This window comes from Tunicatimonas pelagia, assembly GCF_030506325.1.
GTDB lineage: Bacteria > Bacteroidota > Bacteroidia > Cytophagales > Cyclobacteriaceae > Tunicatimonas > Tunicatimonas pelagia.
The window spans coordinates 885635-909158 of sequence record NZ_CP120683.1 but is presented as its reverse complement, the minus strand read 5'-3'; the positions used below and the strand labels follow the sequence as shown (position 1 = coordinate 909158).

Genomic DNA, 23524 nt, shown 5'->3' with positions numbered 1-23524 from the left:
TCTTTGTTAAAAAGACCAAATTATCGTTGCTTTACGGCTTGTTTTACTACATCCGTAAGGTATTAACTAACATTATAGCGGGGTAGTTTTAACGTTTAATCACAACTTATCAATCGTTGGTCTTAGTATGCAAAACTTACGGTGGAAAATCAAACAAGTTTTAGAAGAAGGTGAGGCAGCGGTAGGAAAATCAGTAGTAGTAAAGGGATGGGTACGCACTAAACGGGGTAGCAAGAACGTGAATTTTATTGCCCTTAACGATGGGTCGACCGTTCGCAACTTACAGGTAGTGGCTAACCCAGAGCAGGTTGATGAAGATATTCTTCGCCGAATTAGTACCGGTGCTTGTTTAGCCGTAACGGGCACATTAGCCGCCTCTCAGGGGCAGGGGCAGGCAGTGGAACTACCGGCGGAAAGCATTGATATTTTGGGGGAAGCTGATCCGGAAGAATATCCACTACAGCCCAAAAAGCATTCATTTGAGTTTTTGCGGGAGATTGCCCACCTGCGCCCTCGCACGGCCACGTTTGGGGCGGTGTTCCGGTTGCGCCATGCCATGACCTTCGCTATTCATCAGTTTTTTCATAAGCGAGGATTCTTCAATTTACATTCCCCACTCATTACTGGCTCAGATGCCGAAGGGGCCGGAGAAATGTTTCGGGTAACTACCTTAGATGCTAAGAAACCTCTGCTCAACGAAGAAGGAGAGATAGATTACAGCCAGGATTTTTTCGGTAAAGAAACCAGTCTGACTGTTTCGGGGCAGTTGGAGGCTGAACTGGGAGCACTGGCTCTTTCGGATGTATACACGTTTGGCCCAACCTTTCGGGCAGAAAACTCCAACACCTCCCGTCATCTGGCTGAGTTCTGGATGGTAGAGCCGGAAATGGCATTCTATGATCTGGACGATAACATGCAACTAGCCCAAGAATTTGTGCAATACTTGGTTCGTTTCGCTTTAGATAACTACGCTGATGATTTAGAATTTCTGAACCAGCGACAACTGGACGAAGAGAAGAATAAGAAAAAAGAAGAACGCAGCGATATGTCGCTACTGGAGCGGTTACAGTTGGTAGTAGATAATGACTTTGAGCGAATTACTTACACCGAAGCCATTGATATTCTGCGTAATTCTAAGCCTAACAAGAAGAAGAAGTTCCAGTTTTTGATTGATACGTGGGGGGCTGACCTGCAATCGGAGCACGAGCGATTTTTAGTAGAAAAGCATTTTAAGAAGCCAGTCATTTTGTATAATTACCCCAAGCAGATCAAAGCATTTTATATGCGGCAAAATGAAGACAACCAAACAGTGGCGGCGATGGATGTATTGTTCCCAGGTATTGGCGAGATTATTGGTGGCTCGCAGCGAGAGGAACGGTTAGACAAGTTGCAGCAACGTATGGCGGAGATGGATATTCCTGAAAAAGAAATGTGGTGGTATCTGGAAACCCGTAAGTTCGGAACGGCTCCGCACAGTGGTTTTGGCATTGGTCTCGAGCGACTAGTTATGTTCATCACCGGCATGCAAAATATCCGCGATGTAATTCCATTTCCGCGTACCCCCCAGAATGCAGAATTTTAGAATAGTGGCATGTTTTGAGTTTAGAGTTTTGGATTGTCTATTTTGAGCCAAAACTCTAAACCCAGAACTCAAAACTAAAAAGTGTTTGTTCTTCCTCCTCTCCAAAACGCTGTATTTTCTGGTAATGCCCGTCACGCTGGTGATGCTGGCATTTGTGCTTTGTATTTTCTGGAAACGGCACCGCAAATTATTCTTCGCTGTTGGGTTCTCATTGTTGCTATTGTTCACCAATACTTTTCTGAGCAACCTGTTGCTTCTAGTTTGGGAGACCCCACCTGAGCCAATTGCTTCACTGCCTCAGTATCCGGTAGGAGTAGTGTTAGGCGGTATTACTATCGATAAAGAGCCAAGAGACCGCAGTCATGTAACCGGCGATGCTGACCGTATTTTACACGCTATTCAGCTCTACCGGGCGGGTAAAATTGAAAAGATTTTGCTCAGCGGTGGCTCGGGAAAAATACTGGTAGATAGTATTCCGGAAGCGATTTCCCTAAAGCGAATTTTACGCAACGCCCAAGTTCCTGAAGAGGATATTCTGGTAGAAGCTGATTCCCGCAATACGCGTGAGAATGCATTGAATAGCCAAAATGTACTGCGAGAAAATAGCATTACTTCCAAAGTATTATTGATTACTTCGGCCTACCACATGCGCCGGGCTAAGGCTTGCTTCGATAAAGCAGACGTGCCCACTGATGTTTTTTCGGTGAGTATGCGAAGTAAAGACCCCCAGTTTACTCCCGACTGGCTAATTATTCCGAACTCCCGGGCAATCGGTAACTTTGAGGTAGTGATCCGGGAAATGGTAGGTACTATCGCCTACTGGGCAGCGGGCTATATTTAGTATTGCAATTCATCAAGCTTACTGCTACCTTGAATTCAAGCGATAATACTCTTGATTTATGATTCACATCCTCGACTTACAATTCCTAGACATTCCTCAAGCGATTGCTAGCTTTTTAGTAGAAACTTCTGATGGGCCAATTCTTATCGAAACTGGGCCGTATTCCACGTATTCTAATCTTCAGCAAGCAATTAATAAAGCGGGATTTGATATGGCTGATATTCAGCACGTTATGCTAACGCATATTCACTTCGACCATGCTGGAGCAGCTTGGGCATTAGCTAAGCAAGGAGCAACCATCTATGTTCACCCGTTCGGAGTTAAGCATTTGGCCAACCCACAGAAGCTCTGGGATTCGGCTAAGCGAATTTATCAAGATGAGATGAGTCGGCTATGGGGTAAAATGCAACCTATTGCGGAAAGTCAACTGCAAGCAATAGAAGATAAAACTGAACTTACTTTTGGTGATACCAAAATAATCGCTCATCATACGCCGGGTCATGCTGTTCATCATATTGCGTACCAGTTAGCTGATGTTATATTTACTGGCGATGTAGGCGGAGTTCAGATTAATAGCGGACTAGTAGAACCCCCTTGCCCACCACCCGATATTAACTTGGAAGATTGGCAGACGTCCATCCAACTGCTAAAGAGTCTTAGCCCCCAGGCGTTGTACCTCACTCATTTCGGTCGGGTGGAAAATGTAGATACCCACTTGGAACATTTAGAAGAGCAGTTAACAGATTGGGCTGAGTGGATTAAGGGAAAAATGGGCACCGGAGAAACCCGCGAAGAGCTGGTACCTCAATTTCAAGAATACGTAGCTAGCCAGCTTCGGACTAAAGGAGCGGACGAGGAAACTATTCAACAGTACGAAGCGGCTAATCCCTCCTGGATGAGCGTAGCTGGGCTGATGCGCTATTGGAAAAAAGTCGATGGGTGATAATTCAATTGATAATAGAAAAGTGAAAGACTTTGAGCTACCAACCATTTGTTTTCAACTACTTAGTATCCCTGCTCAATTTTCAGTTATTGTTACTAGCTGCCCAGAACATGATTCGTAAAGCGTGTTGACTAAAAGAACCGTCTAGCAATTTCGCAGCGAAGAAAATCTACGCCGTTTTACCGCCAAGTAAGCGATGTGTCTTCTAATGGATTGATAGTTCATTTTTGCTCAAAAGAAGCGGAGTCATTCCACCAATCAGCGTAGGCTTGTACTGCTTCCAATACTTCTTCGTCAGTAGCTGATTGCCCTTCGTTACGTTGAGTGGTAGAATTGACCAAAATAGGATTCAGCGAAGGATATCGCTCAACAGAGGTAAGTTCTTGTCCGTAGCCAACGCGAATGCTCTCAATTGTCCACAATAGACATTCGCCCAAACGAAAATTTCCCTGATAGAGGGAAGATATTGGGTTCACTGGAAAAGCAGGAATGTCTTCTAAGCTAGTAGCGTAGCGAAGCAAATCAGGTACCTGCTCGGGACGAAAGGTAGGAATGGGTTAACTGCGATCGTATTGGCCAGCCTGTAATAATCTAACAAACTGATCTACTGACGGGGTATTAGCATTGAATTCTTCTTCTTGGCAGGCAGCCACAAGCACGAAGAGTAGAAGTAGTAGCTTTTTCATGGCGTTGTACGTTAATTGTTGAGAAGTAGAGTGCTGTAATAGGTTTTTTCATCTGCTTCGTGCAGAGTAACTTCATAAGTATAATGTCCTGATGGGAGAGAAGTAGGCGGAAGCAGATCGGCGTACACAAACGTTGGAGGAATAGTATCGTTACCCAAGCGAATATACAGGTGCAAAAATTTGTCGGGAGAAACGGCTGGTTCCAGATAGGCAGAAGTACTTCCCGGTGCTAGTGCACCAAACGTTTTACTCTCGCCAATAGTCGGTATACTGGTTTCATCAAATGTAGTATTACTGCTATTAACAACTCTTACAAAAGTGGACGAGACTTCTTCTGAGCAGGCAGTAAATATTACCACAAAAGCTACCGGGTTAAGCAAAACAACAATGAGTCGCATCATACTATCTAGTCTTTGTAAAGATATTGGTACAACCGTCGCGGTAAGCGTCTTCAAAAGTTACTATGCTATCGCACAGTTCAATACTACCGTAGAGTTGAATCACAGGTGGTTCTACTTGTAATTCGTAAAAAATAGAATCATTAGGTTCAAACGACCAAGATGAAGTTTGAACAAGCTGGCCATCTTGCCTAACCTCTAGCTGTTTATCCGCTTGAAATACTATCGTTAGTCCGCGATGAGCTTGATCATTAGCTTGCTCGGGAGTCCAAAAACAGCTAACGTACTCCCACTGCCACGTTCCCAAAAGTTGGTTGGCCAGTTGTGTGGTGTCTTGGGAGCTTTCTACAAAGCATTCGTAGGAGCCTTGGTCAAACGGAAGCACTGCAGCATTTTCATCTTCCTTGCATGCGACAATCCAAATAGTCAATACCAAAATACCGTAATTCTTCATTATAGTCTGCTTCACTAATTAAACTGAATAGTGGTACCTTCTCTCGTCGTGTCAATAGCTATTGCGAACGTGTGTCTTCCCCGGGGTAAGGGTGGGCCGAAATCTATATGGGCTATTTTGGATATAGAATAGAAGTGGGTGTACAAAGTATCGTTACTAATTTTAACTGATAGTGCTGGTTCAGCGAGAATATCATGTGGATAGTATCGGTAATTAGTAGTATCACCAGGAGCTAGAGATCTAAAGAACGGCGAGTTATCAACGTATAAAATTACTTCGTCAATAGGTTGCCCAGTTTGGTTAATAACCTGAATAAAGTTGGAGTCAGGTTCTTCCGAACAAGCCATAACTAAAATCAACACAACTAATACGCTACCTAACTTTTCCACAGTGACCGACAGTTTATAGAAAGACTGCTTTTAGTAATAAATAGTTGTAAAAGGCAAAAAACCTAACCCTAGAGAGGGTATTTTTTGATAATTTCAGAATAAATTAATAAGAATTTATTGATATTTTACATGTATGTTATGAAATAAAATAAGGCTAAAATTATTTGTAAATCGGTAGATTATAAAAATAATTGTTTTGAAGTTTGTGCCATACAAATAATATTCATACTTAAATTGTTATCTATGAAAAAAGTATTCAGAACTATCGCCTTTTCACTTACGGTAGCTACCTTCTTGAGTAGCTGCGCGCTTACCATGCCCGTGGCTGCTACTAGCAACCCTGTGGGAAGCAAAGTTGGTACCGCTAAAGCCACCGGGTTTTTGCAGTTTCTCTTCTTCGGTCAGGATGCTAGTATTCAGTCGGCTGCCAGAAATGGAGGAATTACCAAAATATCTACTGTAGATGTTAAGAGCACCAGTATTCTTGGTATTGTAGTAACTTACGAAACTATCGTTACTGGCGAATAGTATCCAGCAAAGTTATATAAGCACTGTTGTTTGATAATGACAGTGCTTTTCTTTTAGTTTACATTATGTACTATCGCTTCCTCTTCTTTTTCGCTATTTCCTCAATTTTTTTTCAGTGTCAGTCATCTACCTCTTCGGTTCCGTTTGCAGCTAGTCAGCACTGGCAGTTGTCAGAGCAAGAGAGAAATGCAACAATTGAACCTGCGGTACTCAATTTTTACGAAACCGTTACCCCAGTTCCCAGAACAGACGCTCCCCTTTCTAAGTATATTGAATCATCGGACTACCAAGCGTATATATCTATTCTTATGGAAGAGTTTTCGCCTGAAACGGTCGACCAGCTTATTTTAGACAGTGGCCACAATGGAGCTTTACTTGAGCAAGATGCCATCGCTCTGGATAAGGTAACGTTGTACCAATACCTTCGTCGGCTACCCGATCGGCGGTTTGTGGTAAGTACGGTTTACAGTACGCCTACTGAAAAAATACCAGTAATGATTAACGTGGTTACCGCTGATTCTGGTTTGGTGCATCGGCAATTTTGGGGGCAATCATTTATTGAACAAAAACTTTCTTTACGTTGAAGAAGATTTCTTTTTCAGTTGTCGTTATTTTACTTATTGGGCTATCCGGTTGTATGGGGGTTAGACCCGCATCGAGCGGAGGGCGAGCGGGAAAACTATACGAATCGTTTTTGAGAGAAGGAGGAGTAATGCAGTATTACATCAAGCCACTTACATTCTCTTCTTCTCAAGAAAAAGCAGAAGTTGATTTCGTTTATCGCTCTAATTTTTCACCTGACTCTCTGGTTACCTGCAATTTTAGTCTACTTCTACCCGATACCTTTCGTGATCTTACTGCCACAGAAGCGGGGTTCCAAACGGAGGAAGTGGTTTCTCTAGAAGAAGTACAAAAGCTTTACGCCGATAGCGGAAAAAGTAAATATCATGTGAGATATTCGGCGAAAATGCGCTACGAAGAATTCCTGAAGCTCCTTACGGCGAAAGATGTATCATTTCAGTTTAAAGCCAAGGAGCATTCAACAAACATGTCTGCCCCCACCAAAACAGAGCGGCACATTGCTGATTTGTATCAGCAACTCTTTTAGAGCTACAGCCAGCACTACATTGCTTTTTTGTCTTAACCTATTCTATGCTAAAAGTTGGGCTACTTTCCGATACGCACGGCTACCTCGATCCGCAGGTTTTTACCCACTTCGCTGGCTGTGATGAAATCTGGCACGCGGGGGATGTTGGCTCAGGAAATATTTTAGACGAACTGCGTGCATTTAAACCTACTCAAGCGGTATTCGGAAATATTGATAACGGTGAACTTCGGCAGGAGCTGCCAATGGACTGTTGGCTAGTGCGGGAAGGTTTAACTGTTTGGATGACTCACATCGGCGGTTATCCACCTAAGTACAATCCGAGGGTAAGAAAAGTATTGGCCGAGCGACGAGCTGATTTATTCATCTGTGGGCACTCTCATATCCTAAAAGTTATGAAAGATGCTGAGCGAGATAATATGCTTTGCCTGAATCCGGGTGCAGCTGGGCGGCAAGGGTTTCACCGAGTGCGGACTATTTTGCGGTTTCAGTTAAACAATGGGTTGATTAGCGAGTTAGAAGCGATTGAACTCGGTTCTAAGTCAAACTAACCAAACATGGCACTTTACGTACTCTCCCTGGGCGGCTCTATTGTAGTTCCGGGCGCAATAGATACGGCGTATCTCATTCAGTTTAAAGAATTTATTCATCAGCGTATTGCTCAGGGCGATCGTTTTATTCTAACTGTTGGCGGAGGAAAAACAGCTCGGAACTACCAAACTGCTGCCGAGTATGTAAGTGGGGTAGACGATGAAGAGCGGGATTGGTTGGGTATTCACGCTACGCGCCTAAACGCTCATTTGCTGCGAACCATTTTTAAGGAACAAGCGCACCCTATTATTGCTAAAGACTTTGATATATCTTTGCCCGACTTTGCCGAACCCATTTTGGTAGGAGCGGGCTGGAAACCCGGTTGGAGTACCGACTATATTGCCGTACTGCTAGCGCAACGCTATCAAGCCAAAACGGTGTTGAATCTATCAAATATCGATTATGTTTACTCCGAAGATCCACGAGAGAACCCGGATGCCCAACGCTTTGAACAAATTAACTGGGCAGACTTCCGCAAGATTGTTGGCAGTGAGTGGACTCCCGGTCTATCAGCTCCCTTTGACCCTATCGCTAGTAAGAAAGCCGAAGAGCTGGCTTTAACGGTAGTTATCCTGAACGGAAAAAAGATTGACAATATGAAGGCTTTCTTATCGGGAGATCATTTTCAGGGAACGGTTATTCAGAGCACGTAGCACTAGACTGCTTGCACGGACATTGTTTTAATCATCTCACCGGAAAACGTGGTCAATTCGCCCATCATTACCACGGTAGCGCAAGCATGAACAGGAAGGATGCCGAGTAAGTCACCCACTGCTACCTTTTCCAAATACTCATCCGGTAAATAAAGGGTTCCGTGCTCTTGAGATAGCTTGGCAACATACGCTCCCTCAATAGGTGCTGACCAGCCCGATTCAGTAAGAGTGACTACGTAGCCGTACCAGGATTTTTCTACTTTGTCGGTAAGCGAATCTTTACCTAGATGTGCCCAGCCACTATGAGTAACCACCTCATTTCGCTCGGGATGTACCGAAACTACCGGAGCGGCTAAGCAAACTGCAATCTCCGCTACCGAATTAGAGCCTACAAAATGCTGGGTAAGATCATAGTACACAAAATTGCCAGGTCGGATGATGTCAATCCCCGTAAAATCATCCATCAGACTACACGAAGGGGTATCACCTAACGAAAGCTGTAAGTCAGGGTATGCTGGCCGAAATGTTTCTTTTAGCTGATTCAATTGTTGCAGTGTTTCCTGATGAACGCGCTCAACTTCCTGATGCGTAGTAGCCTCGTAGGTATGGCCGGCGTGGGAATAAAATCCCGTGAACTGAAGCTGAGAGTCTTGCGCTGTGGCTAAAATCGCCCGGATTTCTTCGGTATTATCGCTAATCACGCCTGAGCGGTGGTAGCCGGTGTCCACTTCCACGCAAAACGGCAGCGGTGCTGTAACCCGCTGGTGCAGAAAGCGGGCGGTTTCCATACTATTTACAAATACCGTTAGTCGAATTTGAGAGGCTAAGGAGTTAATTGCCTCAATCTCCCGGATATTAATTGGCATGGCAATCGTAATATCGTCCCAACCATGCTTAGCAAAGTAGCGAGCCATTTTTATCGAAGTCACAGTAATAGCTTGCACTCCGTAGTCCCGAAACCACTGGCTCACTTGGGCTGATTGGTGAGTTTTAAAGTGAGGGGCTAGCTGAATATTATGCTTTTTCGCTTGCTGAGTCAGCTTTTTGAGATTTGCTTGGCATTTTTGTTCGTTTAATAGCAGGGTAGGAGAGATAATGGTGCTTAGGTCTAACATGGTAATTTTAGATGTAATATGATTTGATTATTGAGCAATACACCGTAGACATGACGAAAGTAGGTAAAGCTTGGTAAGTAAACGAGAATTATTTAGTTCTAAATGGTTGCATGTGGTCATTGGGGGCTTCGCCGGAGGCTTCCGAAGTTTCTGACACATTGATACCGGTTACCACTCCTGATCCAAACTTCGTAAGTCTTGACCACTTATTTTTACTCAATCATTTCATGATTTATGCGGTTCTGTTTCTTAACTCGACTTTAGCATTTTGGAGGCGGGAATTTACCAAGCATAGCGTAGTGGTTTACACCCAACCAGTGTCATACTGTTGTTGTATGTAGGCTGGTCTCAATGTCAATGTGTCTGAACTTCTTTTTTTTATACTAGCTTCCCGTGAGGTAAAACGTCGGCTCCTTAATCGGTCGGTGATTGTCGTAAACGATAGCAGCTACGTTATCATAGAACTACTATCCACCGCGCATGAGTAGCCTATACTTAGAGTCTGTGCTTCACACCTTTACTCTCCCTCGTTAGTCAGGTAAGCTAAAACGAAACCAGAAGAAAGTGAAAAGGGGGGGCTGCCCCGAAGTATGTACTTGCCCTGCCACTGAGGAGGAAACGGTATTTTTATTCCACCATCCCAACTGCTGTGCAGAAAAAGATATAAAAATGACACTACCGTTTGCTACCATAGCGAAGAGCCGACAGCATATTTTATGCTACGCTGATTGATGCTAATACCAAGCTTAGTGGTGGAAGTAATTTCGCAGAGCTGCGAAAATTAAATACATTCTTTATTGGAAGATAGCTATTTGACCAAATCTTGCGGTAGATATTGATTGGCACGGTGGTGGCGTAGCCTGACCGATCCACTAACCCTGTTAGTGGGCTTACTAAAATAAATTCTAAGTAGATAGGCTACGCTTTCTCTTCAGAACCTTCTTCCTCAATCTTCTCTTCTACTGCTTCAGCATCTTCGCGAGAGGCTTTTGCTGGTTCTTTTAGTTCAGCTTGGGGCTCACTAGCTAAAGTTGCACTCTCTTCCTTCTCAGTAGCAGCGGTGGCCTCTTCAGTTGGTGCTTCTTCCTTAACTTCTTCAGTCGGGGCAGCTTCGGCTTTAGCTTCCTCTACCGCTGGTGTTTTCTCTTTCTTAGCTACAGGCTTACCTGATTTTTTGGCAAACTCTTCCTTGATCGCTTCAACGTCTATGTTCTTAATGGGAGGCTGCTTACTTAATTCTTTAATGCGCTGCTTACGAGCTTTAGCGCGGGCTTTATTACGTAATCCTTTGCGTTCTAATCGGGTAACGGCCATGACGATTCTATTTCTTAGTTTTAAAACAGGCTGCGAATTTACTAAAAACGGTGAAAAATAAAAAAGTGTTCGTGTTTTAATGTGTTCATGTTTCCCAGCCCAAGGTTCTGAACTGTTCGGGTTATAACTCCGTAATTCTGAACATTGCGCGGAAATCGCCTGAACACCTGAACACCTACTCTACCACCACTGTATCTACATCAGCACTGTAGCCCACAAAGATACCGTATCCTCCCTGAACATTATTGAAGACCGGTACGGGCTCAGCAAACGGGTTAGCTTCGGTTTCCTGCTGAAGGCTTGCCGAGAGAATATAGCGATACTGAGCCTCACTAAGCGTACGTAGGGTGATAAAATATTCTGACTCTTGCTCCTGTCCAAAACCAAACGTTTGGTTTACATTGAAATTAAAGGTATAAAGGCGGCCATTAAATATCTCATCAGAAAACATAAAGACCCCATTGCTCGAGGATCCATCATCATCTCCAAAAAAGTCATCGTTATCGTTTACTACAGGATCGTCACTCACTAAAGGGATGGGTGACAGAATGCGGAAGGTGTCAGTAATGACAAAGTTGCCCTCATCATCTTGTTCAAAATTGTAACTAATGCTATAGCGCTGCACTAAAACCTCATAGAAGTTTTCTTCGTCGCCAGGGTCGTCAATACCTAGCCATACTTGGTTTAGTGACAGTTCCTGGACAGTCGTGAAATTACCGGTACTTTCATCAAATTGCTCGTAAGTAGTAGTGGTTGTATCGTATCGCAAATTTGTAATTGAAATAGGAGAAGTAATAAGAGCGGTAGCCTCCACTGATTCAAATCCTGATTTACTTACTCGTAATGTATATGACCGTCCAGCCGAGGGGGCAAATTCGGTAGCATAAAATCCTGTGGCGGCATTTATAGTATTATCATTGGGATGTGTTTCTGCTAACGTAGCCACTACTTGTTCGTCTTCTAGCAATACTACTTCAGCACCCGAAACTACTTGAAGAGGTTCGTTGCTGAGAACAAATTTGCTCTGGCTTACGGTCACTACTACTGGCATATCAACACCAATGAAGGAGTTAACTACCAGTTTAGGAGCCTCTCGTGGAATATCCACATCAACCACTGTTTCGCAGGCACCAAGCCCAAATAATGTTAGCCAGAAGAGATTTATTGCGTACTTCATAGTGATTAGAAATTAAAGCGGTAGCTGATAGAAGGAATAATAGGAAACAGGCTTACTTGTCTAAACTGGCTTTCCCGGCTGGGATTAGAGCTTTCGTCCAGGTACAGGTAGAATGGATTGCGTCGGCTGTACGCATTATATACTCCCAAAACCCAGGCCCGCTCGCCCCAACGGGTTTTCTTACGAAATGTGATACTAGCATCTAACCGATGAAAGGCTCGCATTCGGTAACTGTTGCGTTCTCCGTAGTCATAAATGTTATTCCCAAAAAACGAATCGCCTCTACCACTGTAAATTGCCGTGGGCATGGTAATGGCATTACCACTACCGTATACCCACGTGGCCGATACATCAATGTTTTTCCGCCACTCATGCACTACGGCAATTCCTAAGTCATGCCGCCGATCGTATTTATAAGGAAAGCGTTCGCCGAAGTTTAGATCATCGAACTGGCGGTCCGTCCAAGAGAGCGTGTAACCTAACCAACCGGTGGTGCGCCCCTTCTTCTTTTGAATGAGTAATTCGGCACCGTAGCTTCGTCCATCGCCTACGGCTACTTTGTCTTGCCAGTCTTGGTTTACGTTAATAAAGTCAGCCCCCTCGCGGTACTCAATCAGGTTTCGCATGTCTTTGTAGTAGCCTTCCAGACTTATTTCGTAGCCTGATCGCCAGTTATAAGCTCCCCCCAGTGCCCACTGCTGAGCGGTTTGGGGACGCACCCGGTCAGTAGCCGGAACCCATAAATCGGTAGGGAGGCCGATGCCGGAGTTAGTCAGTAGATGAATAAACTGAGCCATTTGCACGTAGGAAGCCTTAAGCGAAAGTTGCTCATTGAGCAAGTAGCGTCCGGCAATGCGGGGTTGCAATGAAGTGTAAAGCTCACCGTTCACCCGAAATGCCGAAGCGTGCAATCCTATATTAACTTTCAGCCGTCGACTCAACTCAATATCATCTTCTACGTAAGCGGCAAACTCCATCGCCTCGGTTTGCTGCGAGCCTAGCAATGTATCTAAAGCATCTTCCGAAAAGTCATCATCGTAGCGTACGTTTAGTGCACCCGGACGAAAGGTATGATGAATGGCATTTACTCCGAAGCGTACGTAGTGATTGGGCGAAGGCAGATAATCAAAATCGATTTTAGCGGCAAAGTCTTCAATGCCCGATAAGTACTTGGCAAAACCACTATCAACTAACTTCTGATTAGCCGAATCGCCCAAGGTCTCGTTACGGTACTCATTGCTAATATCAAAGCGATAACGGCTGTAGGTAAGTGTGGTATTGCTAAATAGTTTGGGGGTGAACATATGGTTCCAGCGCAAGGCCGAGGTAATGTTCCCCCACTGTAGGCCAGAATCACTCCGATCTTCCAGTTCAACCCCGCCAAAGGAGTTGGTGTAGTTGGTGCGAGCGTAAAAGCGATCATCCCCCAGGTACGCACTCAAGTAAAGTCGATCGCGGTCGGAAAACTTGTGGTTTACTTTGGCGTTGAGATCGTAGAAGTAATAGCCTACCGTCTCCTCACCATCAGTCTGGGATCTGATAAGCGGACGAGCTAGCACATCAATCCAGGTACGCCGTCCTGAGATAATGAAGGAGCTTTTATCTTTTACAATGGGGCCTTCCAAGGTCAATTTCCCGGCAACCAGCCCCAACGACCCTTCGCCGTGAAATTCTTTCATGTTGCCTTCTTTCATACTAATATCAATCACCGACGAAAGCCGCCCGCCGTAGCGAGCCGGAAAACCACCTTTAATCAACTGTACGTTATTGATAGCATCAGCATTAAAAACGGAGAAGAACCCAAAGAGGTGAGAAGCATTATAAACGGGAACGCCATCCAGCAGAATCAGATTTTGGTCGGGGCCACCACCACGAACGTAGAGTCCGCTAGTTCCTTCATTACCCGATTGCACCCCCGGTAGCAACTGTAGGGTTTTGAGCACATCTACTTCTCCCAAGAAGGCTGGAAGGTTCTTCACCTGTTCAATCGGTACGGAGATCGTGCTCATTTGAGTGACTTCTTGAATCTTTTCGGCTTCTGCCGCAGAAATCACGATTTCATCCAATAGAGCACTTTCGCTTAGCTCAATATTGATGAGGGTATCCTGCGTTAGAAGTAAGCGGACGGTCTGTGGCTGATAACCTACGTACGAGTAGACAATTGATATACTATCTTCTGGTAAAGTAAGGCTGTAAAATCCAAATGTGTTACTGCTGCTGCCACCAGAAGATTTCAAGTCGAATACGTTGGCTCCGATCAGAACTTCACCGTCGGTAGCATCCTTAATATAGCCACTGATGGTGTGTTTTTGCGCGAGAATACTAGAAGCTGACCCCAAGCAAACAAGCAGGGGCAACAGTGAGAGGAGAATTTTTCTCATGTAGTTGTTGGTTGTTGAGGAAGATGTAAGGTTGAGGGCAATAATCGTGCGTAAAACAATGGATAAGATTACTTATTTATGACAAAAAAATTAAGGAATGATTTTTGGCATAGATTGCTGAAACATCTAAGTTCGGGCGAACGAAAGTTTGATATGCATTACGCTATTTTTATACTAAGTATCATCAATGTTCTTCTATCGGTTTCTGTTTACGCGCAAACGAAGCTACAACTGCAGTTGCCGGATCAGAATAATTGGAATACTGTAAGTGAGGGAAAAACCCTGCAATTCATGCTGAAAGCCACGGGGGGTGGCGACCAAAGCTATTCTTTTCAGTACGAAAGTGAAGAGGCAAAGGGACTTACCATAACTGACGCCACAGTTACCTGGACTCCGGCTTTTGATATTGTCATTCAGGGCGAAGAAAGCAGAATTGTTCCGGTTACGTTCAAGGTGGTTACCGCTGCGGGCGAAACGGCCACTCAGTCGGTAGATTTTATTGTACAGAATACGATCCGTATTCCCTCGCTTACAGAGATGCAACCATTTTTCATTCAATCCAATACCCAGAATACCTACCCACTTTCGCTCAACTCCCAAAAATACGTAGTGGAAGCTGAGGCTGAAAACTTGCCCGATGGCATGAAAATTCAGCCAGCTGATGATAACCGTTGGCAACTCCAGTGGCAACCTACCCGAAGCCAATTTGCCGCTTTACGGCAAGAGCCTGGCAAAATAAAGCTAACGGTGCGGGATAAAGAACTGGGCGATCAGGCCATTGCCGAAATAGCATTATTACCCGCCTCAGCTACCGCTCGCGAGAAAGGTACATCCTCTGATGCCAGCCTAGAATTGTTATTTCCTCGTAGTGCGTATTGGAATGTGGTAGATGAGGGAAAGGTGCTCTCCTTCAAGCTGGCAGCCCGGGGCGGCACCGATGGTACGTACAGCTATCGGGTGGTAAATGCTGATGATTTGGGTATAGATTACGATAATTCGGGCAATGTTTACTGGCGACCATCTCATGATTTTGTGGATCGGCTAAGCGATACCCGGGCAGCCCCAGTAGCCTTTGAGGTACGTAACCGTAGCGGGGAAACCAGCCGTAAGTCAATCAACCTACTGGTTAACCACGTGAACCGACCGCCGGAGATCGGGGAAATGCGTAACTTCTACGTGAGTTACGGAAGAGAAAACGTTTACTCGCTGCAAGCGACCAACGCCATTAATGATCCGGATGAGGATCCGGTAGTTTTCAAACCCATTCTATCTAAAATGCCCCAGGGAATGACCCTTTCTTCGGAAGGGGAGCTTAAGTGGTCGCCTTCGCTGAACCAGTACCATCGGTTGCAGCGGGAGCCATTGCTGCTGCCTTTTATTGTGGAAGATCAGCCCTACGAGGCTCAGCAGCAGGGAATTCTTCGTATTGAAGTGACTCAGCAGGATTTACCGCCCATAATATCAATGGTTCCTAACCAGAGCTACTACAAGATAAAAGAAGATGAGGCGCTGAATATTAAGTTTTATTTATCCGACCCTAACGGGGATGATGACATCACAAATTTCGATTTTGTAACGGATAACAACCAAATTTCCCGCTCGGCATTACGGCAGAATGAACCTACCCAGTGGGAGTTTTTGTGGGAACCAGGTTACGATCTTTTGGTTGAACCAGGAGATACGGTTACCTATCGGGTTACTTTCTTTGCCATCGATAAATCGAACCAACGGCAGGAGCGTACTATTCGCGTTCATGTAGAAGATACGGAGAATTTGGTGGAAAAAGACCAGCTACTGTACAACCAGTACCGTACGGGGTTAGTGCGAACCATGAACCTAATAGATCAGCTCAAGGATCGACAAAAATCGTTGCAAAAAGAATATAAAAAAGCCCGGAAAGGGAAGAAGCACCGCGCCATTACGACGGCTTCGTTGGGGGCAATTACCGGGCTCTCGCCGGTGGTGCTCAACGACAATAATGCTCAGCCGTACGTATCAGGCATTGGCGGTACTACCTCCATGACCATCGGTAGCCTGGAGGCCAGCAATGTAATTGGTAAAGATGCTAGCGATATTTACGAAAATTTAAGCTACATCAACCAGAAGCTTATTGAACTACAAACCCAGGGTAATCTGTTTGCTGGAAAGTACGCTCTGTCGCCAAGCCGTCGGTCTAACGGTTTCAGTGAAGATTTGCGGAAGCTTATTCTGCTACTGAGCTTGGACAAAGTGACTAAGCTGGAGCTTGATCCATCTTGGAAGAACCCGCGCCGGGCTAGCGATAAAAATATTAAAAATACATTTTCCGACTACAACCCCGACCCCGATCGGTCGCCTTACATAAATGAGTAATAAACCAACCTTACCCAAAGGAACCCGTGACTTTGGCCCTCGGCAGATGGCCCAACGAACCTATATCTTAGATACGATTCGTACTGTTTTCCAAAAATTTGGCTTTCAACCGCTAGAAACACCCAGCTTAGAAAACCTTTCGGTACTCACTGGAAAATACGGCGATGAAGGCGATCAACTGCTATTTAAGATTTTAGACAATGGTAATTTTCTAGCAAAGACAACGGATACTGACTATCAGCAGGGTGTTTCGGCTATCTTACCGAAAATTGCGGGCAAAGGCCTTCGCTACGATCTCACCGTTCCATTTGCCCGCTACGTGGTGATGAACCAGCACGAGATTACCTTTCCGTTTAAGCGCTATCAAATTCAACCCGTTTGGCGGGCAGATCGTCCGCAAAAAGGCCGCTACCGCGAATTTTACCAATGCGATGCCGATGTGGTAGGCACCGATTCTTTACTGTGTGAAGCGGAAATTATCCGAATGCTGGAAGAAGCTTTCGGTCAGCTTGGTATTGAGAAATATACCATCAACTTAAACCATCGGCAGATTCTGAACGGGCTGGTAGAAGTCATCGGTGCCCAAGGCAAAGAAACAGATCTACTGGTAGCGATTGACAAATTAGATAAAATTGGAAAAGAAAAAGTAATTGGCGAATTACAGGAGCGAGGTTTCTCCGACGAATCAATCCAAAAAATCGCACCAATCTTTGACCTGGAAGGCAGCACTTCAGAAAAGCTGAGTACTGCCCAAGAAATTGTGCGTGACTCTGAAACCGGACAGCGGGGCATTGCTGAGCTCCAGGAAATACTAGCACTGGCTCAGTCGCTTGGTTCTACGCTAAGCCACATTCGGTTTGACCTGACGCTGGCGCGGGGTCTGTCGTACTACACTGGAACCATCTTCGAAGTTAAAGTACAGGATGCTACGATCAGTAGCAGCATCAGCGGCGGTGGCCGTTATGATAATCTGACGGGAGTATTTGGTTTGCCCGGCGTATCGGGTGTGGGTATTTCTTTCGGGGTAGATCGCATCTACGATGTAATGGAAGACTTGGGGCTGTTTCCTACCGAGAGTCAGACCGGTACGCAGGTGTTAGTCATTAATTTCGACAAAGAACTGCAATCGCAAGTACTTCCGGTACTATCTCAACTGCGTAGCGAAGGTATTCGGGCTGAAATGTATCCTGAGGCGGTGAAGCTAAAGAAACAGTTTGGCTACGCCGACAAAAAAGGCATTCCCTACGCCTTGGTTATCGGTACCAACGAGCTAGAGAGTGGCGAGTATAGTCTGAAAAATTTTAGAAACGGAGAACAACAGTCTCTGTCGCTAGAAGCTATTATTGAGCACCTTCGGGTCACGCCTAACCGAGCTGACCGTTAGGGCAATAAGACCCCTCAGTTAGCAGTTACTATCCTAAACGGTTGCGGTTTGCCAATTAAAAGATTTTACGTACTTCTTTTGTGCTGGATAGCTAGTGGAGTAGCGAATGCCCAAATTACCGAAAGCGAACCAACTGGTAACTTCGGAGTAGATAAAACTAGAGGCTGCGCGCCCTTAACCGTCACAGTTACCGATTTGAGCGACCCTCTAATGGGTGGCCCCCGAGTGTATAACTTTGACTACAGTCCAGGAGATAGAATTCCGGTCAATCCCACCAATATTACTGATACTACCTATGCCATCCCCGGTTCATATTTGATTATTCAGGTACTAGGCTCTCAAATTGATAGCGTTCGTATTGAAGTGTTAGAACCCCGCACTCCGCAGTTTCAGCTACTCAACTGTACCGAAAACCGAGTTTTTGTAGATATTCAGGATGATTACTACGATTTGTTAGAAATTGACTTTGGAGATGGCACCCCGCTGGAAATAGTAGATACGGACCAACCTTCTTTTATTCATCAATACGCTAATGACGATGAGTACACGGTGAATGTACGAGGGCTATTTAATGTTCCTGATAATTCAGGTTGTGCCGATAGTGCTGCTGCTTTTACCACTTTTGCCGGAGGTGCTTTTCCGGTAGCCACCTTATCGGAGGTAGAAATTTTAGATGAGGCGAGTATTCGCGTGGCCTACAGCTTGCCTGATGAAAATGTAAGCTATCAGCTTCAAGTAACTGAAGAAGATGGAAGCACTACTACCAATTATCCGCTAGCCCCTGGCTCTACGGAACTAGTGATTGAACAAGGCGAATGGAACACCCGTGAAGATTACTTCTGCATGGTGGTGGTGGCAGTAGATCCCTGCGAGCCGGGTAACAGCGTTTCTTCTAATGAAATCTGCTCCATTGCTTTGGAGGCCATTGCGGAAGATTTACAAAATAACCTAAGCTGGCAAACTGAGCCTGGTTTGTTCGATCAGTATCAAATATTCCGGGATGGTGAAGTATTAGTCACTTCTGTTCCTACTAACTATGAGGACATAGATGTAGTTTGTCAGCAACCGTATCTTTACCAAATAGTTGCTAATGACGGAGTAGGAGCGAGCCGCTCTGAAGCAATTTCTCTTACCGCAATTAGTACCACGGTACCGGAGGCAGTTCCTAATCTCACGGCTGGGTTACAAGACGTATCAATTACGCTAACGTGGCCAGAAACAACGGGTGATATTCAGCAGTACTACATTTACCGCAGGCAGGAAGGCGCAGCCGTGGTCCGCTACGATTCGGTTACTGATCCGGATGTATCATTTCCCTACATCGATAGCAATGTGGAGGTTGACCAGGAATACTGTTACCAAATAAGCTATACTGATGAATGCGGAAATGAGTCGGTATTGAGTGAGGAAGTATGCCAGCGAGTACCGGCTCGGGCGCAGGTGTATTTTCCCAATGCCTTTACCCCCAACGGAGATGGTCTTAATGATATATTTTTGTATCAAGCTTCTTTGCTCGAGTCAATTACCTTCGAGGTGTTTAATCGCTGGGGCGAACTGATATTTCATACCGATCGGCTCGATGTAGGTTGGGATGGCACCTACAACGGGGGAAGAGCTCCTGAGGGCACGTATCTTTACTTGATAAATGTAACCGATCAGCTTGGAAACCAATTTACGCAGCACGGAAAATTCGTCTTGCTAAATCCCAATATCCGCTAAACAAGAACATCCCGCCCACTTCCCCGTTTAATCAGTACCCGTCTCAAAGTTTAGTGACGGTACAACTATCAATTATCCACTGTCAATTTTCAATTAGTACGCTATGTTTGATATGAACAAAATGATGGAGAAGGTGAAAGAGGTGCAGGAAAAAATGAAAGAGGCCCAGGAAAAGCTAGGGGATGTAACTGCCACTGGCGAGTCGGGAGCCGGACTAGTGAAAGCTACGGTGAATGGCAAAAAGCAACTCATCAACCTGGAAATAGATAATGACTTGATAAAACCCGAAGATAAAGAGGTGATGCAGGACTTGGTAATTGCTGCGGTTAATAAAGCCTTGGAGGAAGTAGACGCCAAAGCCAAAGAGACCATGAAGCAGTCGACCGAAGGCTTCATTCCCAATATTCCCGGTTTTGACCTAGGAAACTTTACCTAAGACCGGAGACCGGAATTTAAAACTGATTGTTGATGGAACCAACGAGCTAATGAATAATGATTGATGAATAATTCCCAATACCTGAATACTTGTGGACTAATAACCATTCAACAATTGAGCAATTGGACATTAACACCATAACACTTCAACCTTCTAACTCTAATGACCGATAACTGTGGACTATCGACTATTGACCGTGGACTAATCAACAACTAAACAACTGAATTATCTACATGGAGCCAGCGGCAGTTGTCATCCTAAACTACAACGGAGTTCATTTCTTAGAGCAATTTCTTCCCAGTGTAGTGTCGTACAGCTCAGGACACCGAATTATTGTAGCTGATAATGCTTCTACCGATTCTTCTCTTGATTTTCTGCGCGAAAATTATCCTTCCGTAGAAGTCTTCGCTTTTTCCGAAAATTACGGCTTTGCCGAAGGCTACAACCAGGCACTGAATCGTATTGAGAATACCTACAGTATTTTGCTGAATTCAGATGCGGAAGTAACTCCGCACTGGATTGATCCCGTGCTTAAGCTCATGGATCAAGATAGCTCTATTGCTGCCTGTCAGCCGAAGGTGCGGGCGTACCATCGGAAAAATTACTTTGAGCACGCCGGAGCTGCCGGCGGCTACATTGATACGCTGGGCTATCCCTTCTGCCGAGGAAGAATTCTGGATACTACGGAAGAAGACTGCGGGCAGTACGATAGTGTAGCACCTATCTTCTGGGCTACCGGGGCTTGTTTTTTCGTTCGTACGGAGGTTTACAAATCGCTGGGTGGCTTTGACTCCAACTTTTTTGCTCATATGGAAGAGATTGATCTATGCTGGCGGATGCACCGAGCGGGGTACCAGCTATACTGCCAACCGGCAAGTGTGGTATATCACGTAGGCGGAGGAACCATGTCGGCTAATAACCCTCGTAAAACGTACTTAAACTTTCGAAACAGTACCGCGATGCTTTATAAAAACGAATCGGTTGTTCGGCTACTCTGGAAATTACCCGCCAAATTGGGGCTGGATTTGCTGGCTGCGTTAGTTTTTTTGGGACAACAAAAACCGCAGGATGCTGGGGCTGCGTTACGAGCTACTCGAGATTTTATTGGAAAATTGCCCCAGTGGGAAAGGGTAAGTGTAGAGCAAATAAGAACTGTCGGTGGTGTCTCTTCGGTGCAATCGCCCGGATTATTGGTATTTGCCCGGTACCTGCTCGGAAAAAAATATTTTCAAGACTTGGCGTTTGCTCAACAGCTTAGTAGTACCAAATCGGATTACGGCTCTTTCGGAGATGATTCCGGAAGTTCACCCAGAAAGCAATCCCTAGGTACAAGAGAATAGGAGAGCCAAACGTTAAAAAAGAAGCGTAGATGAAATACATTCGAATGGTAGCCGTTGGAATATCCATTTTGCTACCTATCTTAGTGCAAACCCCAAAGGCTTGTTTTTCCAAAAAATACTGTAGTTTTCTCATAATCTTTTAAACTTAGAGCAAACAAATATTGTTCTAAATTGGTTCTTGAAGGCATAAATTAACTATTTTTTCGCCAAAATTGTAATATTGTTAATATCATTCTATTTTCGCGACTCTGACTAACCAAATTTTTATCTTATGAATAGACTGAAATCGCTACTATTAACTGCCATACTCTTCAATTTTCTGATTTTTACGGGATGTAATTCCCTCAAGAAGATGGTGAAAATGGCAGAAGAACAAAATCTTACTGTTGAGCCATCGCCTCTGGAATTACAGGGCAGTACGGTGAGCTTCACCATGAGTGCTAAGCTGCCGCTGAAGATGCTCAAGAAAGACAAAATTTACACCTTAAACACCTTCTACCAATACGGCGATGAGCGCGTAGACGTAGGAAGTGTAGAATTCCGGGCGGCTGACTTTCCGAACGGAGCCGAGCAGGAGCCTGAGCAAAGCCAAGAGTTTTCATTTGACTACACTGGCGAAGCTATGGACAACGGAATGCTGATGGTTCAGGGCGTAGCTTCTGATCCTAATTCTGACAAAACTGCTGAAACTCCCGAAATGCAAGTGGCCGAGGGGTTAATCGTAACGCAGAAGCTGGTGGAAGCACCTCGCTACGTTTCTTACGGAAACCACGGCTACAACAATCAGGAAGAGTTGATTCCCACCAATGTTAATTTCTTTTTCCCGCAAGGAAGCTCGGCTCTACGTCGCTCAGAGATTCGCAGCGACCGTGGCGACCGCTTCAGTAACTTTGTGGCTGAAAAGAATGTGACCCGATCAGTAACTATTACTGGTACTCACTCACCAGAAGGTACAGAGCGGGTTAACGCTAACTTATCGGAAGATCGGGCTGGCCGAATTGAAGAATACTATCGGGAGCAAATGGATAAGTACGATTATCAAGGAGCAGCCGATTCTATTGAGTTTATTCTGAAGCCAGTGGTAGAGGATTGGGGGCAGTTCCGCGATTCTTTACAAAACTACGACGGCATTTCAGCTAGTGAGAAAGACGAGTACAATAATATTATTAACGGTTCTGGATCGTTTGAAGAGAAGGAAGATCAGTTGCATCAACTGCCTACCTACCGTCAAGTATTCGCTGACATTTATCCTAAGTTACGTACTGCTCAGACCAACATTCTGACTGTTAAGGAAAAGAAAACCGATTCTCAGATTGCTACTTTTGCTAAGCAAATTTACGAAGGCACTTTCGGTTCGGATTCCCTTTCAAGTGAGGAAATGCTTTACTCAGCTACCTTGACTCCAAGTTTAGATGAGAAGCAAAGCATTTATGAGTCGGCAGTAGAAAACTACGATAGCTGGGCTGCTCGTAACAACCTGGGGGCAGTATATATTGCTCAAGCAATGGAAGCCAGTGAGTCAGAAATGGGCGATATGCTGGACAAAGCAATCACCAATCTGGAGCAGTCGGTGCAAATGGAAGATAATGCGGAAGCTCATGCGAACATGGCAATTGTTTACGCGCTACGGGGCGACACTGAACGAGCAAAGCAGGAGATTGACCAAGCCAATGGTATGCAACCTAGCGAGCAAGATGCGCGAGCAGGTATGAATGGTGTGCGCGGTGCTATCCAGATTATGAATGGTGAGTATCAAGAAGCGGTTTCTGCTCTTTCTAATGCTAGCGAAGCTGCTGAAAACTCTTTCAACCTTGGGTTGGCGCAGGTACTAACTGACAATTACGAAAACGCAATTACTAGCTTTGAAGAGGCGTTGAGTATGGAAAGTGGTATGGCTAAAGCCCACTACGGTGTGGCAGTTGCTAACGCTTACTTGCAAAACGAAAGTGGCATGACCGAAGCACTAAGCGCGGCAGTGCAAGCTGACCCTAGCTTGCGAGAGTATGCTCTTAACGATTTAGTATTTACTAACTACAAAGAGTCTGAGGCTTTCCGAAGCGCACTTCAGTAATTGTTGATAAATCACAACATGAGCCTTCCTCCTTGAGGAGGGCTTTTTTTTACTTAAATAAGTAA

24 protein-coding genes are annotated in these 23524 nt (G+C 45.0%); 14 read left to right on the top strand and 10 right to left on the bottom strand.

Going from position 1 to position 23524, the window contains the following annotated elements; translation table 11 throughout:
- Window positions 1-127 precede the first annotated feature (127 nt).
- From asnS to P0M28_RS03655, 3 genes are all read left to right on the top strand, one after another.
- On the top strand, window positions 128-1582 hold the full coding sequence (gene asnS / locus P0M28_RS03665; protein ID WP_302208143.1) for an asparagine--tRNA ligase: 1455 nt from the start codon (window positions 128-130) through the stop codon (window positions 1580-1582).
- A gap of 85 nt (window positions 1583-1667) precedes the next feature.
- Entirely contained in the window at window positions 1668-2423 is a 756-nt protein-coding gene (locus tag P0M28_RS03660; RefSeq protein ID WP_302208142.1) for a YdcF family protein, read from the top strand.
- 58 nt (window positions 2424-2481) lie between these two features.
- The gene (locus P0M28_RS03655) at window positions 2482-3366 is read left to right on the top strand and encodes an MBL fold metallo-hydrolase (RefSeq protein ID WP_302208141.1); all 885 of its coding nucleotides are present in this window, start codon (window positions 2482-2484) and stop codon (window positions 3364-3366) included.
- A 221-nt stretch (window positions 3367-3587) separates the two neighbouring features.
- Here P0M28_RS03655 and P0M28_RS03650 read toward each other — a convergent pair whose 3' ends face one another.
- The 5 genes from P0M28_RS03650 to P0M28_RS03630 are packed head-to-tail and all read right to left on the bottom strand — an operon-like array spanning window position 3588 to window position 5293.
- The gene (locus P0M28_RS03650) at window positions 3588-3920 is read right to left on the bottom strand and encodes a DUF4943 family protein (protein ID WP_302210967.1); all 333 of its coding nucleotides are present in this window, start codon (window positions 3918-3920) and stop codon (window positions 3588-3590) included.
- A gap of 3 nt (window positions 3921-3923) precedes the next feature.
- Window positions 3924-4052 carry a hypothetical protein gene (locus P0M28_RS03645; RefSeq protein ID WP_302208139.1) on the bottom strand — a complete coding sequence of 43 codons (129 nt, stop codon included), beginning with the start codon at window positions 4050-4052 and terminating at the stop codon, window positions 3924-3926.
- An 11-nt stretch (window positions 4053-4063) separates the two neighbouring features.
- Window positions 4064-4453 (bottom strand): hypothetical protein, encoded by a 390-nt coding sequence (locus tag P0M28_RS03640; RefSeq protein WP_302208138.1) that lies wholly within the window; start codon window positions 4451-4453, stop codon window positions 4064-4066.
- Window position 4454: 1 nt separating this feature from the next.
- Window positions 4455-4919, bottom strand: coding sequence for a hypothetical protein (locus P0M28_RS03635; RefSeq protein WP_302208137.1), 465 nt, complete (start codon window positions 4917-4919; stop codon window positions 4455-4457).
- On the bottom strand, window positions 4919-5293 hold the full coding sequence (locus P0M28_RS03630; protein ID WP_302208136.1) for a hypothetical protein: 375 nt from the start codon (window positions 5291-5293) through the stop codon (window positions 4919-4921). The genes P0M28_RS03635 and P0M28_RS03630 overlap by 1 nt, the downstream gene beginning before the upstream one ends.
- 243 nt (window positions 5294-5536) lie before the next feature.
- On the opposite strand from P0M28_RS03630, the gene P0M28_RS03625 reads away from it, so the two are divergent.
- The 5 genes from P0M28_RS03625 to pyrH all read left to right on the top strand — a co-directional run bounded on the left by P0M28_RS03625 (window position 5537) and on the right by pyrH (window position 8170).
- Window positions 5537-5821, top strand: a complete 285-nt coding sequence (locus P0M28_RS03625; RefSeq protein ID WP_302208134.1) for a TRL-like family protein — start codon at window positions 5537-5539, stop codon at window positions 5819-5821.
- Window positions 5822-5886: 65 nt separating this feature from the next.
- Window positions 5887-6405, top strand: a complete 519-nt coding sequence (locus P0M28_RS03620) for a hypothetical protein (RefSeq protein WP_302208132.1) — start codon at window positions 5887-5889, stop codon at window positions 6403-6405.
- The gene (locus P0M28_RS03615; protein WP_302208130.1) at window positions 6402-6929 is read left to right on the top strand and encodes a hypothetical protein; all 528 of its coding nucleotides are present in this window, start codon (window positions 6402-6404) and stop codon (window positions 6927-6929) included. The genes P0M28_RS03620 and P0M28_RS03615 overlap by 4 nt, the downstream gene beginning before the upstream one ends.
- A 44-nt stretch (window positions 6930-6973) precedes the next feature.
- On the top strand, window positions 6974-7477 hold the full coding sequence (locus P0M28_RS03610; RefSeq protein ID WP_302208129.1) for a metallophosphoesterase family protein: 504 nt from the start codon (window positions 6974-6976) through the stop codon (window positions 7475-7477).
- 6 nt (window positions 7478-7483) lie between these two features.
- Entirely contained in the window at window positions 7484-8170 is a 687-nt protein-coding gene (pyrH, locus tag P0M28_RS03605) for a UMP kinase (protein ID WP_302208128.1), read from the top strand.
- A 2-nt stretch (window positions 8171-8172) separates the two neighbouring features.
- Here pyrH and P0M28_RS03600 read toward each other — a convergent pair whose 3' ends face one another.
- From P0M28_RS03600 to P0M28_RS03580, 5 genes are all read right to left on the bottom strand, one after another.
- On the bottom strand, window positions 8173-9285 hold the full coding sequence (locus P0M28_RS03600; protein WP_302208127.1) for an alanine racemase: 1113 nt from the start codon (window positions 9283-9285) through the stop codon (window positions 8173-8175).
- An 88-nt stretch (window positions 9286-9373) separates the two neighbouring features.
- On the bottom strand, window positions 9374-9505 hold the full coding sequence (locus P0M28_RS03595) for a hypothetical protein (RefSeq protein ID WP_302208126.1): 132 nt from the start codon (window positions 9503-9505) through the stop codon (window positions 9374-9376).
- Window positions 9506-10203: 698 nt separating this feature from the next.
- Window positions 10204-10599: a hypothetical protein gene (locus P0M28_RS03590; RefSeq protein WP_302210974.1), complete on the bottom strand. Its 396-nt coding sequence runs from the start codon at window positions 10597-10599 to the stop codon at window positions 10204-10206.
- Between the two features lie 175 nt (window positions 10600-10774).
- Window positions 10775-11776 (bottom strand): DUF4249 domain-containing protein, encoded by a 1002-nt coding sequence (locus P0M28_RS03585; RefSeq protein ID WP_302208124.1) that lies wholly within the window; start codon window positions 11774-11776, stop codon window positions 10775-10777.
- Window positions 11777-11781: 5 nt separating this feature from the next.
- A complete protein-coding gene (locus P0M28_RS03580) occupies window positions 11782-14157 on the bottom strand; it encodes a TonB-dependent receptor (RefSeq protein ID WP_302208123.1) in 2376 nt (791 codons plus the stop codon).
- 78 nt (window positions 14158-14235) lie between these two features.
- Here P0M28_RS03580 and P0M28_RS03575 point away from each other — a divergent pair, with 78 nt between their 5' ends.
- The 6 genes from P0M28_RS03575 to P0M28_RS03545 all read left to right on the top strand — a co-directional run bounded on the left by P0M28_RS03575 (window position 14236) and on the right by P0M28_RS03545 (window position 23459).
- The gene (locus P0M28_RS03575; protein WP_302208121.1) at window positions 14236-16509 is read left to right on the top strand and encodes a hypothetical protein; all 2274 of its coding nucleotides are present in this window, start codon (window positions 14236-14238) and stop codon (window positions 16507-16509) included.
- Window positions 16502-17893: a histidine--tRNA ligase gene (gene hisS / locus P0M28_RS03570; RefSeq protein ID WP_302208119.1), complete on the top strand. Its 1392-nt coding sequence runs from the start codon at window positions 16502-16504 to the stop codon at window positions 17891-17893. Before P0M28_RS03575 ends, hisS begins: the two co-directional genes overlap by 8 nt.
- Before the next feature lie 48 nt (window positions 17894-17941).
- A complete protein-coding gene (locus tag P0M28_RS03565; RefSeq protein ID WP_302208118.1) occupies window positions 17942-19612 on the top strand; it encodes a T9SS type B sorting domain-containing protein in 1671 nt (556 codons plus the stop codon).
- Between the two features lie 103 nt (window positions 19613-19715).
- Window positions 19716-20048 carry a YbaB/EbfC family nucleoid-associated protein gene (locus P0M28_RS03560; RefSeq protein ID WP_302208117.1) on the top strand — a complete coding sequence of 111 codons (333 nt, stop codon included), beginning with the start codon at window positions 19716-19718 and terminating at the stop codon, window positions 20046-20048.
- 233 nt (window positions 20049-20281) lie between these two features.
- Window positions 20282-21388, top strand: a complete 1107-nt coding sequence (locus tag P0M28_RS03555; RefSeq protein WP_302208116.1) for a glycosyltransferase family 2 protein — start codon at window positions 20282-20284, stop codon at window positions 21386-21388.
- Window positions 21389-21659: 271 nt separating this feature from the next.
- Window positions 21660-23459 (top strand): hypothetical protein, encoded by a 1800-nt coding sequence (locus P0M28_RS03545; RefSeq protein WP_302208113.1) that lies wholly within the window; start codon window positions 21660-21662, stop codon window positions 23457-23459.
- The last annotated feature ends 65 nt before the right edge of the window (window positions 23460-23524 follow it).